Annotated in this window: 13 protein-coding genes; 7 read left to right on the top strand and 6 right to left on the bottom strand. The window is 70.4% G+C overall.

Annotation, left to right across the window (positions count from 1 at the left end; translation table 11 throughout):
* Entirely contained in the window at positions 1-1107 is a 1107-nt protein-coding gene (locus tag OHA03_RS16965; RefSeq protein WP_267004683.1) for a P1 family peptidase, read from the top strand.
* Between the two features lie 157 nt (positions 1108-1264).
* A complete protein-coding gene (locus OHA03_RS16960; RefSeq protein ID WP_267004682.1) occupies positions 1265-2035 on the top strand; it encodes a DUF6227 family protein in 771 nt (256 codons plus the stop codon).
* 127 nt (positions 2036-2162) lie between these two features.
* On the opposite strand, the gene OHA03_RS16955 is transcribed toward OHA03_RS16960, so the two are convergent.
* Positions 2163-3719 carry an MFS transporter gene (locus OHA03_RS16955; RefSeq protein ID WP_267004681.1) on the bottom strand — a complete coding sequence of 519 codons (1557 nt, stop codon included), beginning with the start codon at positions 3717-3719 and terminating at the stop codon, positions 2163-2165.
* Positions 3720-3780: 61 nt separating this feature from the next.
* Between OHA03_RS16955 and OHA03_RS16950 the strand changes: the two genes are divergently transcribed.
* Positions 3781-4752: a YafY family protein gene (locus tag OHA03_RS16950; protein ID WP_267004680.1), complete on the top strand. Its 972-nt coding sequence runs from the start codon at positions 3781-3783 to the stop codon at positions 4750-4752.
* Positions 4753-4853: 101 nt separating this feature from the next.
* Here the strand turns inward: OHA03_RS16950 and OHA03_RS16945 are convergent, their stop codons facing one another.
* Positions 4854-5852, bottom strand: a complete 999-nt coding sequence (locus OHA03_RS16945; protein WP_267004679.1) for an RNA polymerase sigma factor RpoD/SigA — start codon at positions 5850-5852, stop codon at positions 4854-4856.
* Positions 5853-6009: 157 nt separating this feature from the next.
* On the opposite strand from OHA03_RS16945, the gene OHA03_RS16940 reads away from it, so the two are divergent.
* Both OHA03_RS16940 and OHA03_RS16935 read left to right on the top strand, forming a co-directional pair.
* A complete protein-coding gene (locus tag OHA03_RS16940) occupies positions 6010-6549 on the top strand; it encodes a GNAT family N-acetyltransferase (RefSeq protein WP_267008069.1) in 540 nt (179 codons plus the stop codon).
* A gap of 70 nt (positions 6550-6619) precedes the next feature.
* Positions 6620-7699, top strand: coding sequence for a questin oxidase family protein (locus tag OHA03_RS16935; RefSeq protein ID WP_267004678.1), 1080 nt, complete (start codon positions 6620-6622; stop codon positions 7697-7699).
* 4 nt (positions 7700-7703) lie between these two features.
* Here OHA03_RS16935 and OHA03_RS16930 read toward each other — a convergent pair whose 3' ends face one another.
* On the bottom strand, positions 7704-8486 hold the full coding sequence (locus tag OHA03_RS16930; RefSeq protein WP_267004677.1) for a dioxygenase: 783 nt from the start codon (positions 8484-8486) through the stop codon (positions 7704-7706).
* Positions 8487-8637: 151 nt separating this feature from the next.
* Here OHA03_RS16930 and OHA03_RS16925 point away from each other — a divergent pair, with 151 nt between their 5' ends.
* A complete protein-coding gene (locus tag OHA03_RS16925; RefSeq protein WP_267004676.1) occupies positions 8638-9150 on the top strand; it encodes a MarR family winged helix-turn-helix transcriptional regulator in 513 nt (170 codons plus the stop codon).
* A gap of 116 nt (positions 9151-9266) precedes the next feature.
* Here OHA03_RS16925 and OHA03_RS16920 read toward each other — a convergent pair whose 3' ends face one another.
* Positions 9267-10799: an MFS transporter gene (locus OHA03_RS16920; RefSeq protein WP_267004675.1), complete on the bottom strand. Its 1533-nt coding sequence runs from the start codon at positions 10797-10799 to the stop codon at positions 9267-9269.
* Between the two features lie 212 nt (positions 10800-11011).
* A complete protein-coding gene (locus OHA03_RS16915) occupies positions 11012-11686 on the bottom strand; it encodes a TetR/AcrR family transcriptional regulator (protein ID WP_267004674.1) in 675 nt (224 codons plus the stop codon).
* Positions 11687-11961: 275 nt separating this feature from the next.
* Between OHA03_RS16915 and OHA03_RS16910 the strand changes: the two genes are divergently transcribed.
* Positions 11962-13239 carry a M6 family metalloprotease domain-containing protein gene (locus OHA03_RS16910; RefSeq protein WP_267004673.1) on the top strand — a complete coding sequence of 426 codons (1278 nt, stop codon included), beginning with the start codon at positions 11962-11964 and terminating at the stop codon, positions 13237-13239.
* Positions 13240-13266: 27 nt separating this feature from the next.
* Here OHA03_RS16910 and OHA03_RS16905 read toward each other — a convergent pair whose 3' ends face one another.
* Positions 13267-15021 carry a class I adenylate-forming enzyme family protein gene (locus OHA03_RS16905; RefSeq protein WP_267004672.1) on the bottom strand — a complete coding sequence of 585 codons (1755 nt, stop codon included), beginning with the start codon at positions 15019-15021 and terminating at the stop codon, positions 13267-13269.
* Between the last annotated feature and the right edge of the window lie 43 nt (positions 15022-15064).

Genomic DNA, 15064 nt, shown 5'->3' with positions numbered 1-15064 from the left:
ATGGCCGGACAGCACACCGGGCAGGGCCGGGCACAGGGCTCACAGCCGCCGACCGGCCTCCCCGCGGGCGGGAGGGACGCGCTGACGGATGTCGCCGGGCTGCGGGTCGGTCATGCGCGAGTGGCCGGCGACGGCGCGCTGAGCGGCACCACCGTCGTCCTCGCCCCCGAGGGCGGCGCCGTCGCCGCCGTCGACGTACGGGGCGGCGGCCCGGGCACCCGGGAGACGGACGCTCTCGACCCCCGCAACCTGGTGCAGCGCATCGACGCCGTCGTCCTGACGGGCGGCAGCGCGTACGGACTGGACGCGGCGTCCGGCGTGATGGCCTGGCTGGAGGAGCAGGGGCGGGGCGTGCGGGTCGGTCCCGATCCGTCGCAGGTGGTGCCGGTGGTCCCGGCCGCGTGCATTTTCGACCTGGGGCGGGGCGGCGACTGGCGGGCCCGCCCGGACGCCTCGACCGGCCGCGCCGCCGTGGAGGCCGCGGCCGGCACGGAGTCGGGTGCCCCGGTCGCGGAGGGCGGGGTCGGCGCCGGCACGGGAGCGGTTGCCGGCCGCCTCAAGGGCGGTGTGGGCACGGCGAGCGTGCGACTGCCGTCGGGGATCACGGTCGGCGTGCTGGTCGTGGTGAACGCGGCAGGCGCGGTGGTCGATCCGGTGACCGGGGTGCTCTACGGGGAGTACGGAGCCGCCGAACCGCCTGTGTACCCCCCGGCGGAGGTCCACAGGACCGCCGGGCGCCGGCTGGCCGAAGCGCGGGACACCGAAGCCCGCCCTCCGCTCAACACCACGCTCGCCGTCGTCGCCACGGACGCGGATCTCACCCGGGCGCAGGCGCAGAAGCTCGCAGGCACGGCGCACGACGGACTGGCGCGCGCCGTGCGTCCCGTACACCTGCTGAACGACGGTGACACGGTCTTCGCGCTCGCCACCGGTGAGCGGCCGCTGGCCCCGGACAACCCGATCGCGCTGAACGAACTCCTGACGGCGGGCGCGGACGTGCTGACGCGTGCCGTCGTGAAGGCTGTACGGGCGGCCGAGGGCGTCGAAGCCCGCCGCCCCGGCGCGGGCACGTACCCCTCGTACAGTGATCTCTACGGCACCGGCTGACCGCCGACTCGCCATCCGCGCAAGGAAGTTCGGACGAAACGCCAGGAACTATCCGCGTGTGCCGTACGTTTTCCGGAACCCCGGTCTCGATGTCAGACCCAGGGACTACGTTAAGCACGCATCGGGTAACACGCGGCGACGGCCTGGAGACAGCACCTTGAGCGATCCGTACGAGACAACCGAGCAGCACCTCGAGCGACTCCTGCGACGCGCACTCAACTCTTTCGACCTGCCCGACTGCACGGTCGAGAGACTCGGCACGGCGCTGGCACACAGCAGCTCCCTGCACTCCTCGCACCACAGTTCCGTACTGCACCGCGAGACCTACCGGCATACCTATCTGCTGGCCGACGGCTCGGCCCTGACCCTGTGGGAGCTGGTCCACGGGGGCGCCAAGGACACGACGGGCGCCCGGTCGCGGACGCGGACCGGCCCCCAGCACCACGAGCTGTACGACGACGAGGCCGACGCCCGTGTGGCCGCCGCCCGGCTGGCAGGCAGCTTCTCCGACATGTCGGCGTTCGGCGACGACGCCCCGCAGGCGGACCTGGAGATTCACACGGTCCTGATGGCCGCGCCGCCGACGCCGCTGCCCCGGATGTACGCGCCGGACAACTCCGCGGACCACGCCCGCCGCGTGCTGCGCCGCGCGGAGAACGGCGACGTGCCGGGCGAGGAGACCGCGCGTCTGCTGCGGGCCGCCTTCGCCCACCACATCACCCAGATCTTCGGCCGGCAGTGCCGGGTCGACGGGCGGGACGCCGGTTTCACCCTGTACGAGCACGCCTTCCTGCTTCTCGACGGCAGCGAGACGAGCCTGTGGGAGGTCGAGCACACGGCGACTCCGGACGGCCGCCACATGTGCGAGGTGTACGGGGACGAGCAGGCGGCGCGCGAGGCAATGGAGAACCGCACGCACATCTGCTGACGGGCGACGACGCTCACCCGCCGCAGCACGCACGAGGGGCCCACGCCTCACGCAAGGGTGCCCGCACCCCCCGAGAGGTGCGGGCACCGAGCAGGCAGCCGAGCACGCGGCCGGCTGGCAGACGCACTCAGCGCGTCAGTGCGGCCTCCTTGGCCACCTCGCCCGGCGTGGCATCGGCGTCCTGGACGTCCTCGTCCTCGCCGCCCTCCACGTGCTGCCGCGGTCGCGCCGGCAGCGCGAACATCACCAGGAAGATCAGCGCGAGCACTCCGGCCACCCACCACAGCGAGTGCTGGAACGCCTCGACGAACGCCGGGCCCATCGCCTGCGGCGCCAGCCGGTCGCTGATCGACCCGAAGAAGACGACCGAGACGAGTCCGAGCCCCAGCGCGTTGCCCATCTGCTGCACGGTGTTGATCAGCCCGGACGCCGATCCGGAGTGCTCCTTCGGCACCTCGGACAGCACCGCGTCCGTCAGCGGGGCCACGATCAGCCCCATGCCGAGCCCCATGACGACCAGCGGCAGAGCCATCTGCCAGGACGTGATCGACATGCCGTACCGGTCGGACTCCCAGATGTAGAGAAGCAGTCCGGCGACCATCAGCAGCGCGCCCGCCTGCAGGACCTTTCGGCCGAACCGGGGTACCAGCTTCTGTACGGAGATCCCGGCCGCGAAGGAGACGGCGATCGAGAACGGGATACCGGTCGTGCCCGCCCGCAGCGCGCTCCAGCCGAGACCCATCTGCATGTACAGCGTCCAGACCAGGAAGAAGATGCCGAGGCCGATCCCGAAGGTCAGCTGGACGGCGATGCCCGCCGCGAAGCTCTTGACCCGGAACAGCGACAGCTCGACGAGCGGCGAACCGTCCTTGCGTGCCTTCGCCCGCTCGAACAGCACCAGGGCCGCGAACACCAGGACACTGCCGATCATCGACATGTACCCCCACAGCGGCCAGCCCAGCTCGCGCCCGCGGGTCAGCGGGTAGAGCAGCATCAGCAGTCCCAGCGTCACCAGCGCGACACCGACCAGGTCGAGGCGGAGCGCCTTCGGGGCCTTGGACTCCGTGATGAACTTCCGGCCCAGGAGCAGTCCCGCGATGCCGACCGGCAGGTTGATCAGGAAGATCGGCCGCCACTCCAGGCCCGCGATGTTCCACTCGGTGAGCAGCGCGCCCAACAGCGGTCCCGAGACCGCGCCGAGGCCGACGATCGCACCGAAGAGGCCGAAGACCTTGCCGCGCTCGTGCGCCGGGAACGTGGCGTGCACGATCGACAGCACCTGCGGGACCATCAGCGCGGCGGTGCCGCCCTGCAGGATGCGGGAGGCGACCAGCATCTCCGGGTTCGCGGCGAAGCCGCAGAGCGCGGAGGCCAGCGTGAAGCCGCCGATGCCGATGAGGAAGAGCCGCTTGCGGCCGTAGATGTCGCCGAGCCGGCCGCCCGTGATCAGACCGGCCGCGAAGGCCAGGGCGTATCCGGCGGTGATCCATTGGATCGAGCTGAACGAGGCACCGGTGTCGCGCTTGATGCTCGGGATGGCGATGTTGACGATCGTGACGTCGACCAGGTCCATGAAGGCCGCGGTCATCACGATGGCGAGCGCGAACCACCGGCGCCGGTCAGACGGGTCCGAGGACACCGTGGGAGCGGCCGCCGTGGACGGCAGCGATGCGGAAGAAGTCATATGAAGAAGTTAAACGTCCATTAGGTCAGGTCATGACCCAATGGACCGGCACCCTGGATCCATGACCGATACCCCGGCACGACTGCTGAATCTGCTGTCGCTCCTCCAGACGCCGCGCGAGTGGCCGGGCAGCGAGCTCGCCGAGCGGCTCGACGTCAGCCCGCGCACCATCCGCCGCGACATCGACCGGCTCCGCGACCTCGGCTATCCGGTCGAGGCGTCGCGCGGCTCGGTCGGCGGCTATCGCCTGGTCGCGGGCGCCGCCATGCCACCGCTGCTGCTGGACGACGAGGAGGCGGTGGCGATCGCGGTGGGGCTGCGGGCGGGGGCCGGGCATGCCATCGAGGGGGTCGACGAGGCATCCGTGCGGGCCCTGGCCAAGCTGGAACAGGTGCTGCCCTCCCGGCTGCGGCACCGGGTGTCGACCCTGCAGAACGCCACCATGCCGCTGACCCGCGGTGACGGTTCGACCATCGATCCGCACACGCTGACGGTGATGGCGTCGGCGGTCACCGGCCGGGAGCGGCTGCGGTTCGCGTACCGGGCGGGGGACGGCGCCGAGACCAGACGGGAGGCCGAGCCCTACCGGCTGGTGAGCACCGGGTGGCGGTGGTATCTCGTCGCGTACGACCTGGGGCGCGAGGCGTGGCGTACGTTCCGCGTCGACCGGGTGAGCGAGCCGTTCGCCACAGGAGCCCGCTTCACACCGCGCGAGCTGCCCACGGGGGACGCCGCGGCCTTCCTCACCGACTCCATCCGGCGCCGGCAGCCGGAGCTTGCGGTCGAGGTGAGCTTCGCGGCCTCGGCGGAATTCGTGTCCGCGCGGCTGCCCCCGGCGTTCGGTCCGCTGGAGCCGACCGGCGAGCACAGCTGCCGGCTCCGTGCGGTCATGGCGGACTCGCTGGAGTGGGTGGCACTCCGACTGGCACTGGTCGACTGCGAGTTCACCGCACACCAGCCGGCGCAACTGGTGGAGTTCCTGGGCGATCTGGGCGCCCGGCTGACGCGTGCGGCAGCACTCTCCTCACCGTGACGGCAAAGAAATGAGCCCCGGCGCCAGGGGGGGTGGGCGCCGGGACTCAGCTCATGGGGTCCGCACGAAGCGGCTCATATCGGAGGCTACTGGACTCGGGCTCACGCCGCAGCGTCAAAACCCGTGTCGTGGGCCATTCGCTTCAGTTCGAGCAGTGCGTGCTTCTCGATCTGCCGGATCCGCTCGCGCGTCAGACCGTGCTGCTTGCCGACCTCGGTGAGAGTCCGCTCACGGCCGTCCTCGATGCCGTACCGCATACGGATGATCGACGCGGTGCGGTTGTCGAGCTTGCCGATCAGGTCCTCCAGCTCCTCGCTGCGCAGCAGCGTCATCACGGACTGCTCGGGCGACACCGCGGAGGTGTCCTCCAGCAGATCGCCGAACTGGGTCTCGCCCTCGTCGTCCACGGACATGTTGAGGCTGACCGGGTCACGGGCCCAGTCCAGCACGTCGCCGACGCGCGTGGCCGTGGAGTCCAGCTCCGCGGCTATCTCCGCGTGCTCGGGCTCGCGCCCGTGCTCACGGTTGAACTCGCGCTGGACACGACGGATCCGGCCGAGCTCCTCCACCAGGTGGACGGGGAGCCGGATCGTACGGGACTGGTCGGCTATGGAGCGGGTGATGGCCTGACGGATCCACCACGTCGCATAGGTGGAGAACTTGAAGCCCTTGGCGTAGTCGAACTTCTCGACCGCGCGCACCAGGCCCGCGTTCCCCTCCTGGATCAGGTCGAGCAGGGGCAGCCCGGCCCGCGGATATCGGCGGGCGACAGCAACCACGAGTCGAAGGTTGGAACGGATGAATATGTCCTTGGCGCGCTCGCCCTCGGCGACCAGCGCCTCCAGCTCCTCACGCGTCGCTCCACCGGCTTCGCTCTCCACCACGCCGTCGAGGACCTGCCGGGCGAATACGCCCGCCTCGACGGCTTGCGACAGCTCGACCTCCTTCGCGGCATCGAGCAGCGGTGTACGCGCGATCTCGTCCAGGTACATGCCGACCAGGTCGCGATCGGCGATTTCCCCGCCTACGGCGCGAACACTGCTTGCCCGGCTGCTCCCACCACTGGTGGACGAACGACGGGCGACGGCACGGGTTGCCATGCGTGCTCCCTTGCTGAGTAGGTCGCGACACCCTCTCGGGTGCCCTGCATCCGTTGGAAACAACGACTGGAATCCGGACAGAATTCCCATGCCTCGCATTCATTTTCGCGATCATGCAGTACCCTGTCGCGCCGAGAGGGGAGCATTCATGCCGGAAATGCCGGAACTCCGCACGGAGGTGCAGGTCAGGCCGGGCGTCGCGGACGATTTGGCGGCCCTCACCGACATCTACAACCACTACGTCCGTGAGAGTGCGCTCACATTCGACACCGTCCCCTTCACACCCGAACAGCGGATGCCGTGGCTGCTCTCTCACCCTGAAGACGGCCCGCACCGTCTTCTGGTTGCTCGGGATGTCCGCATTGTCGGTCCCGCATCGGTCCTGGGCTACGCGACCAGCAGCGCGTTCCGCCCCAAAGCGGCGTACGCCACGTCGGTGGAGGTGAGCGTGTACTGCACGCCACAGGCCGCCGGTCAGGGCATCGGCACACTCCTGTACGAGTCGCTCTTCGAGGCCCTCGCGGACGAGGATCTGCATCGCGCGTACGCGGGCATCGCCCTGCCCAACGACGCCTCGGTCCGGCTGCACGAACGTTTCGGCTTCCGCCATGTCGGTACGTACGCCGAGGTGGGCCGGAAGTTCGGCAGGTACTGGGACGTGGCCTGGTACGAGAAGCCTCTGGGCCAGGAGACCTAGGACCCGGGGGTCGCAGCGTAGGTCCGCAGCCCGTTACGGGCGGCGGGCCCCGCGCCTAGCGTGTTCCGGCATGACCGACACGACAGGCAGGACAGAACTCATAGGCGCACCGGGCACCGCACCGGTCGACCCCACCGGCACGCTCGACGAGGCGCTGGAGCGGCTCCACAGCGCGGGTCCCGAGCGGAACGGCTGGCTGAGCAACCACGGCCCGATGGCCGTCGAGGCACTCGTACGGCACGGCCAGGCACCGGCCGTCCACCGTTGGCTCGACCACTACAGCCACAAGCTGGAGGACATGCCGGCCCCCGCGACCCGGGTCACCGCGGAGAACTGGCACGAGGCCCTGGGCGACCCGCGCAGGATCGCCGACTGGACGATGTACTTCGAGCAGGAGACGGCCGGGCGCCCCTGGCAGGACGTCCTCACCGACTGGTGGCCGCGGCTGCTGCCGGGCATCGCCGCAGGCGCCACCCACCCCGTGATCAGGGTCGGCCACGCCGTACGCACCCTGCTCGGCGGTGAAGCGAACGCGCCCCGGATCACCGAGCTCGCGCACGGCCTCGGCTACTGGGCCGCCCGCCACCAGCCGCTGCCCGCGCTGAACCCACCGGCCTCGCTCGTGCCCGCGCCGAGTGCCGCCGCCGCGCTGGACGCCGTACCGCCGGTGGCCGACCCGAGCGGCGGCATCCGCGACCGGCTGGCGCAGCTCACCGCGTTCCCGCTGTGGCCGCAGCGGTTCGCGGACGACCCGGACATGGCACGCACCCGGCTGGCGGAGCTGGTCAGGGCCGCGACCCACCGCTACACCACCCACGGCCATGGTGCACCGATCATGCTGGTGCATGCCGCGACCGCACCCAACGCCGTGCTGCGTACGCTGCCCGCCCTGCCCCGTGACCTGTGGCACCGGAGCCTGGCCGCCGCCTGGGCCGCGAGCGCCGCGGTCACCGCCGCGTACAGCCCGGCCGACCCCGCCCCGTACACCGCACCGCCGTCGGCGTCCTCCGCGGACGAGATCTTCGCGCGGGCGGCGGCGCACGGCGACGACCACACGATCAAGTTCACCGACACCGCACTCGACGTCGGCGACACGCCCGCCCTGGCCGCCGCGCTCCGCTCGATCGAACTGAACCCGCCGGCCCTCTGACCACTCAGCCGAACTGCACCGACCGCTTCGCGAGCCCCATCCAGAACCCGTCGATGACGCTGCGCCCCTGGTCGAGCTCGCCCTCCGAGGCGCCCAGCGTCACGAAGAGCGGCGCGAAGTGCTCGGTACGCGGATGGGCCAGCCGGCCGGCCGGGGACTTGTGCTCGAAGTCGAGCAGCGCGTCGATGTCCTGCGCCTGCAGCGCCCGGTGTCCCCAGTCGTCGAACTCCACCGACCAGCCGGGGTTGCCGCCGCCGGCGTGCCGCAGTGCGGCGAGGTTGTGCGTGAAGAAGCCGCTGCCGACGATCAGTACGCCCTCGTCGCGCAGCGGCGCGAGCTTGCGTCCGATGTCCATCAGTTTCTGCGGGTCCAGCGTCGGCATGGAGATCTGGAGTACGGGGATGTCGGCGCCCGGGAACATCTCCACCAGCGGGACGTATGCCCCGTGGTCGAGCCCGCGGTCCGGGATGTCCTGGACCGGTGTGCCGGCGCCGCGCAGCAGCTTGCGTACGTTCTCCGCCAGCTGCGGGGCGCCCGGGGCCGCGTACTGCACCTGGTAGTAGTGCTCGGGGAAACCCCAGAAGTCGTAGACGAGCGGGACGGCCTCGGTCGCGCCCAGGGCGAGCGGGGCCTCCTCCCAGTGGGCGGAGACCATGAGGATCGCGGTGGGACGGGGCAGGTCGGCGGACCATGCGGCCAGCTGGCCGGGCCAGACCGGGTCGTCGGCCAGCGGCGGCGCACCGTGGGAAAGATAGAGGGCGGGCATCCGCTCCGCGGTGACAGTCATGACACTCCCCATCCACTGCTACTGAAGATAAATCTTCTACGGGACCCTCGAAGTTCCGATGCTCCGAAGCTCGGACTTTATTGAAGCTTCAAGTTCCCAGCTACGGAGACCTTAGCTCGATCTAGTTCAACTTTCAAGAAAAGGTCGTAGAGTGGAGCGCATGACCACGGCACCCACCGGCGGGACCCGCTGGCTCTCCGACGAAGAGCAGAGCATCTGGCGCTCGTACCTCCAGGCCACCACGCTCCTGGAGGACCATCTCGACCGCCAGTTGCAGCGCGACGCCGGCATGCCGCACATCTACTACGGACTGCTCGTCCAGCTCGCCCAGGCGCCTCGGCGTCAGATGCGGATGACCCAGCTGGCCAAGGACGTCAAGATCACCCGCTCCCGTCTCTCGCACGCTGTCGCCCGGCTGGAACGCAACGGCTGGGTGCGACGGGAGGACTGTCCGTCCGACAAGCGCGGGCAGAACGCGGTCCTCACCGACGAGGGTTACGAGATGCTCCGCCGGTCCGCGCCGGGTCATGTCCGTGCCGTACGCCAGGCGATGTTCGACCGGCTCACCCCCGAGCAGATGCGCTCGTTCGGCGAGATCATGCAGATCATCGCCACCGGACTGGAGCCGGACGGCACGGACGCGGACCTGCCCTGGCTGCGCTAGGCAAGTCCTGCCGACGCACCGCGTACCGACGCGGGTCTGCCCCGGCTCCGCCGAGCGGAACCGGGGCAGACCCATGTTCACGTCACTTCATGTGACTCCACGCCGCGCGTCCCTCGTCAGTGCGCGACAACCGGGACCTTGAACTCGTCCTCGACCCCGTCGGCATCCCCCGAGCCGGAGCCCGCGTTCACCGCAGTCGCCGAAGGACGTCCGGCGTTGATGAACGTCACCGCGATCGCGGACGCCACCACCAGGATGCCGACCGCCCACCAGATGGCCCCCGTGAAGCCGTGCACCATCGCCTGGAGCTTCAGGAGCTTCGGGTCCGTGGCGGCCAGAGCGGCGTGCGAGGTGGCGTACGCCGTGGCGGCCGAGGCGGCGATCGTGTTCAGCAGCGCCGTACCGATCGCGCCGCCCACCTGCTGCGAGGTGTTGACCATCGCGGACGCCACACCCGAGTCCCGCGGCTCGACCCCGTGCGTGGCCAGCGACATGGCCGGCATGAATGCCGTACCCATGCCCAGACCCAGCAGGAGCTGCGCCGGCAGGATGAGCGCCGGGTAGGAGGAACCGATCTCCAGCTGCGTCAGCAGCAGCATGCCGACGGCGGCGGTCAGGAAGCCCGGACCCATCAGCTTGCGGGCCGCGACCCGCGTCATCAGCCGGGCGCCGATCTGCGTCGAACCGGTGATCATGCCCGCGATCATCGGGAGGAAGGCGAACCCCGTCTTGATCGGCGAGTACCCCTTCACGACCTGCAGGTAGTACGTCAGGAAGAGGAACAGCCCGAACATCGCGATGATGGCCAGCCCCAGCGAGAGGTAGACACCGCCACGGTTGCGGTCCATCACCACGCGCAGCGGCAGCAGCGGCGACTTGACCCTGGCCTCGGTCAGGACGAACGACATGAGCAGCACACCGGACGCGACGAACATGCCGATGGTCAGCGGGTCCGACCAGCCGCTGGACTCGGCGCGGGTGAATCCGTACACCAGCGAGACCAGACCCAGCGCGGAGAGCACCACACCCGGGATGTCGAGCGACGAGCGGTTACGGCTGCCGACCGGCTCGCGGATCACGAAGTACGCACCCGCGGCCGCGACGATGGCGAACGGGATGTTGACGAAGAACGTCCAGCGCCAGTTCAGCGTCTGGGTGAGGAAGCCGCCGAGGATCAGGCCGACGGCGCCACCGCCACCGGCGATCGCACCGTAGATACCGAACGCCTTGGCGCGCTCCTTGGCATCGGTGAACATCACGGCGAGCAGCGAGAGCGCGGCCGGGGCGAGCAGGGCACCGAAGACACCCTGGAGCGCGCGCGAGCCGAACAGCATGCCCTGGTTCTGCGCCGCGCCACCGAGTGCGGAGGCCAGCGCGAAGCCGATCAGACCGACGACGAAGGTGCGCTTACGGCCCCACAGGTCGGCGATCCGGCCGCCGAAGAGCAGCAGTCCGCCGAAGGCGAGGGCGTAGGCCGTGATGACCCACTGCTTGTTGGCATCGGTGATGCCCAGGGCCGTCTGTGCGTGCGGCAGCGCGATATTCACGATCGTGGCATCGAGCACGACCATCAGCTGCGCGAGCGCGATGAAGGCCAGCGCTTTCCAGCGGCTGGGGTCAGGGAGTCGTGGATCAGCTGTTTTTGACATGGAAGTAGCCACCTAAGGACGCGCGTGGACGCGAAGGGTCGTGAACCGTGACCGTGAACGCAGAACGTCCCGGCCTGTGAACGGTGAGGGTGAAATGTGCGAAGGGAGAGAGCCGGCAGAAGTGGGAGTGAGGTCGGTCGTGAGGTGGGGGTGGTGAGGGCGCGTCGGACACGCAGCCGGACAGCGTCTGCTTCAGCAGCCCGGCGCGGGCCTCATGGCCGGCGCCGCAGATCCTCCAAGGTTGCCGCCGTACCGGGCAGTTCGGACCGGGCCGGAGCCTCGAGGCCGTCCAGGAACAGCTGGAGATGACGGTGGGCGAACCGGTCGATGTCCAGGCACGCGGTGCCTGGCAACGGCCGGGTGAGCTGGGAGAGGCCGACCAGTACGTCACCGACGGCGATGTCGGTGCGCAGGCGCCCCGCGGACATGGCGCGCGCCACGAGCCCTTCGACGGCCTCTTCGAGGCGGCGACGCTCGGCGAGCAGTTCGGGGTGGCACTTGTCGAAGCCGCCGGACAGCATCGGGCAGAGCGCCCCGATGCGCTCGTCGGCTGCCGCGTGGACGAAGCGGCTGAGCGCAGCGAAGGGGTCGGCCTCCTCGGCCACCGCCTCCTCCGCACGGCCGGTGATGCGGGAGGTGACCGCGAGGACGACCTCATGGGTCAGCGCGGCCCGGTCGGGAAAGTTCCGGTAGAGCGTGGCGTTGCCGACGCCTGCACGGCGGGCGACCTCGTCGAGCGGCACGTCCGGTCCGAACTCGACGAACATCTCGCGCGCCGCCGTCACGATCCGCTCCCGGTTGCGCAGCGCGTCCGCCCGCGGGCGGGACGTGCGGCGCGCCGCCGTCCCGGTGTCGGTGTCGGCGGCGATGCGAGTGACGGTCTCCACGACGGCAGCCCCTTCCCTTCCGGCTCTTGCTGGCTCTTGCGCGACCCGGATGCGTACAACCGGGGAGCGCCTCCCCGTTTCGCGGGGACACGGGTTCAAACGGGGAATGGGTCCCCGGTTATTTCCCACCTTTGATGTGACCTGCGTCACATCGATCGAACGGAGAATCCACCGATCGGCGCACCCAACGCGCGGCCGCGCACCGCCCGCCAGAGGGTGATCAGCAGAGCGCAGCCAGGGCCCGTCGGCTGCCGCGGACCCCGGAAGGCGACTCTATGCAGCAGCCCCGCCACCGGATACCCAGTCGCCGCCGCACCCTCGCACTCGCCGGGGCAACCACGCTGGTCATCGCCGCCACAGCCTCGGCCAGCAGCACGCTCTCCCTCTCCGGCCCCGCCTCCGCGGGACCAGTGGCCACCGCGGAGCAGGCTGGGCTCGGACCGTGCCGGATATCCGCGACGATGGGCGTGCAGATGTCGGAGGGCATGCCGACCCAGGCCGGCTACTCCCGGTCCACCGGCGAGGTGCACGCGCTCAACCTGATGATCGACTTCCCGGACGCGCCGGGACTCGGGTCGGCGATGGACCGGCTCTCCGAATTCTTCCCGCAGACCACCACCTGGTTCCGGACCAGTTCGTACGGCCGGCTCATCTACCGGCCCGAAGCCCCCGTGAAGAGCTGGCTGCGGATGCCCCTGCCGTTCTCGGCGTACGGGATAGAGCGCGGCTCACCGTACGAACCGGGCTACCGCCATCTGGTCCAGGACATCGTGGCCATCGCCGACCAGAGGGTGGACTTCCGCGAGTACGACCTGGTCAACGTTCTGGTCACACCGAACGCCGGACCCTCCGCACTGGACACCGTCCTGTCCGTGACCTTCTCGGGCAACGCCGACGCCCCGCTCGCGGACGGCGTCCCGCTCGCCAACACGTCCTTCATCTACAGCCGCCAGGACGACGGCTCCGGGTCGTACGCGCAGACCGGCTACCGCGTCCTCCCGCACGAGAACAGTCATGTCTTCGGCCTGCCCGACCTCTACACCATGGAGGGCGGCGGCTCGGTCGGGCACTGGGACATCATGTCCGAGGACTGGGGGGCCAACAACGATCTGCTCGGCTGGCACAAGTGGAAGCTCGGCTGGCTCGACAACAACCAGATCAGCTGCGCCTCCAAACCCGGCACCACCGACCGCATCCTCGGGCCGCTGGCCACCCGGGGCGGTCTGAAGCTGGCCTTCGTACCGCTCAGCGCGGAGTCGGGCTACGCGGTGGAGGTACGGACCCAGGCGGGCAACGACGGGGCGGTCTGCAGGCCCGGCGTCCTCATCTACAAGGTGCGCTCCGACGTGGACACCGGCCAGGGGCCGATCTCCATCGCGGACAGCACCAAGGGCAGCAGAGGCTGCACACGCTCTCCCAATGTGCAGGCCGAGCTCTCCGACGCCCCGTTCCAGCCCGGCCAGACGTTCGCCGACCCGATCGAAGGGATACGCATATCGGTGGTCGGCAAAGACTCCAAGGGCAACTACCGGGTCCGCATCACCCGCTCCTGATCACGCCTCTCCCCTACTACCCGCTTGCTACCCGCTCTCCGCCCCCCTCCCCCGCACCTCGTCGTCGACCGGCCCGCGCAGTTCGCGCTTGAGGATCTTCCCGGTCGGGTTACGCGGAAGCGGCTCTTCGCGTACGAGGACATGGGCCGGGACCTTGAACGCGGCCAGGCTCCGCCCTACGTGCGCCCGCAGCTCGTCGGCCGTGACGGTGGCACCGGGCCGCAGCCGAACGACAGCGGCGACCTCCTCTCCGAGGACCGGGTGCGCCACGCCCAGCACCGCCGCGTCCTCGACGTCCGGATGATCGTGGAGCACGGCCTCGACCTCCACGCAGTACACGTTCTCACCGCCGCGGATCACCATGTCCTTGAGCCGGTCCACGACGCTCACCCGCCCGTCACGCACCAGCGCGAGATCGCCGGTCCGCAACCATCCGTCCGTGAACGCCTCGGCCGTCGCCGCCTCGTTGTGCCAGTAGCCGCGGACCAGTGACTGACCGCGCAGCCACAGCTCGCCGATCTCACCCTCGGGCAGCGCCTCACCCGCCGGACCGGCGATCCGCACCTCGGTGGTGGGGGTCGGCCGGCCGACACTGCCCGGGTGCAGCCGGTAGTCGGCGCCGAAGATGGCCAGAACACCGCCGCAGGTCTCGGTCAGGCCGTAGCCGTTGCGCGGCTCGATCCGCTCGCCGTACCGGGCGGTGAGCTGCGCCACCAGGTCGGGCGGAGCGGCGGCCCCGCCGGTGTTCAGCATCTGCAGGCTCGCCAGCTCGTCGCCCGCCCGCTCGGCGGCGGCGAGCAGCTGGAGTGCCGTGGCCGGGACGCCCGCGTAGTGCGTGACGCCGTGCTCGCGGATCAGCCGCAGCGCCTCCTGGTCGTCCCACTTCCGCATGAGCACGAGCGCCCCGCCCGCCGCCATGGCCGCGTAGAAGGAGGTGAACGCGGCAACATGGAAGAACGGAAAGGTCATCAGGGTGACCGGCGCGGGCCCCTGTCCCGGAATGATCCCGCGGCGGAGTGCGGAAGCGGTCGCATGGAACCGCGGGTTGAGTGCGGCGCCCACCTGGGCGAGCTGGGTGGCCACGGCGCCCTTGGGCCGTCCGGTGGTGCCCGACGTGTAGATGATGGTCGCATCGTCCTCGGGGCGGATCTCCACCTCGGGCGGCGCGGCGAGCGGGTCGGGCGCGGGCAGGTCCTCGTATCGCTCGGCCCCCTGCGGAACCTCGCCGTCCCGGTGGTGGAAGACGACCACGCGCGCCTCGGTCTTCTCCGCCCACGCGGAGACGCGCGGCAGCCGCTCCCCGTCCACCAGCAGCACCCTCGGTCCGCAGTCGTCGAGCGCGTACGTGAACTCGTCCTCGGTCCACCAGGCGTTGAGCGGCACGGCGACGAGACCGGCCAGCTGCGCGGCCCAGAAGGCGATCTGCCACTCGGGGTGGTTGCGCATCGCGACGACGGCCCGGTCGCCGGGGCGGAGCCCATACACCTCGGTCAGCCGGCACGCCAGCGCGGACGCGGCGGCGAAGAACTCCGCGTACGAGTAGCTGCGCCCGGCGGCGATCAGGAACGGCTGGTCCCCGAAGGCCCAGGTGGTCTCCACGAATTCGCGGAGGGTCCTCGGCCCGTCCGCGTACACGAGCGCCCCGGCCTGCGGGCCGTCCTGCAACCGCACGACGGCGAACGGGGCTCCGGGTCCGGTCAGCGCCGCCTCGATGCGGACGGCAGCGGACAAGGCACCGGCGTCGGGGGCCGGATCGGCGGGGATCGGGTCGGTGTGCGGCACGAACGACCTCTCTAAGCGCTTGCTCAGTACTTTCGTGACGCTA

Origin of the sequence: Streptomyces sp. NBC_00154 (assembly GCF_026342835.1) — a bacterium.
Classification (GTDB): domain Bacteria; phylum Actinomycetota; class Actinomycetes; order Streptomycetales; family Streptomycetaceae; genus Streptomyces.
This window is presented reverse-complemented; position numbering and strand designations above follow the sequence as displayed.

What these genes read in the sequence shown, in the direction of transcription:
- OHA03_RS16930 (WP_267004677.1), bottom strand. Translation starts at nt 8,486, where the DNA reads ATGACTGTCACCGCGGAGCGGATGCCCGCCCTCTATCTTTCCCACGGT.
- OHA03_RS16955 (WP_267004681.1), bottom strand. Translation starts at nt 3,719, where the DNA reads ATGACTTCTTCCGCATCGCTGCCGTCCACGGCGGCCGCTCCCACGGTG.
- OHA03_RS16965 (WP_267004683.1), top strand. Translation starts at nt 1, where the DNA reads ATGGCCGGACAGCACACCGGGCAGGGCCGGGCACAGGGCTCACAGCCG.
- OHA03_RS16920 (WP_267004675.1), bottom strand. Translation starts at nt 10,799, where the DNA reads ATGTCAAAAACAGCTGATCCACGACTCCCTGACCCCAGCCGCTGGAAA.
- OHA03_RS16910 (WP_267004673.1), top strand. Translation starts at nt 11,962, where the DNA reads ATGCAGCAGCCCCGCCACCGGATACCCAGTCGCCGCCGCACCCTCGCA.
- OHA03_RS16940 (WP_267008069.1), top strand. Translation starts at nt 6,010, where the DNA reads ATGCCGGAACTCCGCACGGAGGTGCAGGTCAGGCCGGGCGTCGCGGAC.
- OHA03_RS16945 (WP_267004679.1), bottom strand. Translation starts at nt 5,852, where the DNA reads ATGGCAACCCGTGCCGTCGCCCGTCGTTCGTCCACCAGTGGTGGGAGC.
- OHA03_RS16950 (WP_267004680.1), top strand. Translation starts at nt 3,781, where the DNA reads ATGACCGATACCCCGGCACGACTGCTGAATCTGCTGTCGCTCCTCCAG.
- OHA03_RS16935 (WP_267004678.1), top strand. Translation starts at nt 6,620, where the DNA reads ATGACCGACACGACAGGCAGGACAGAACTCATAGGCGCACCGGGCACC.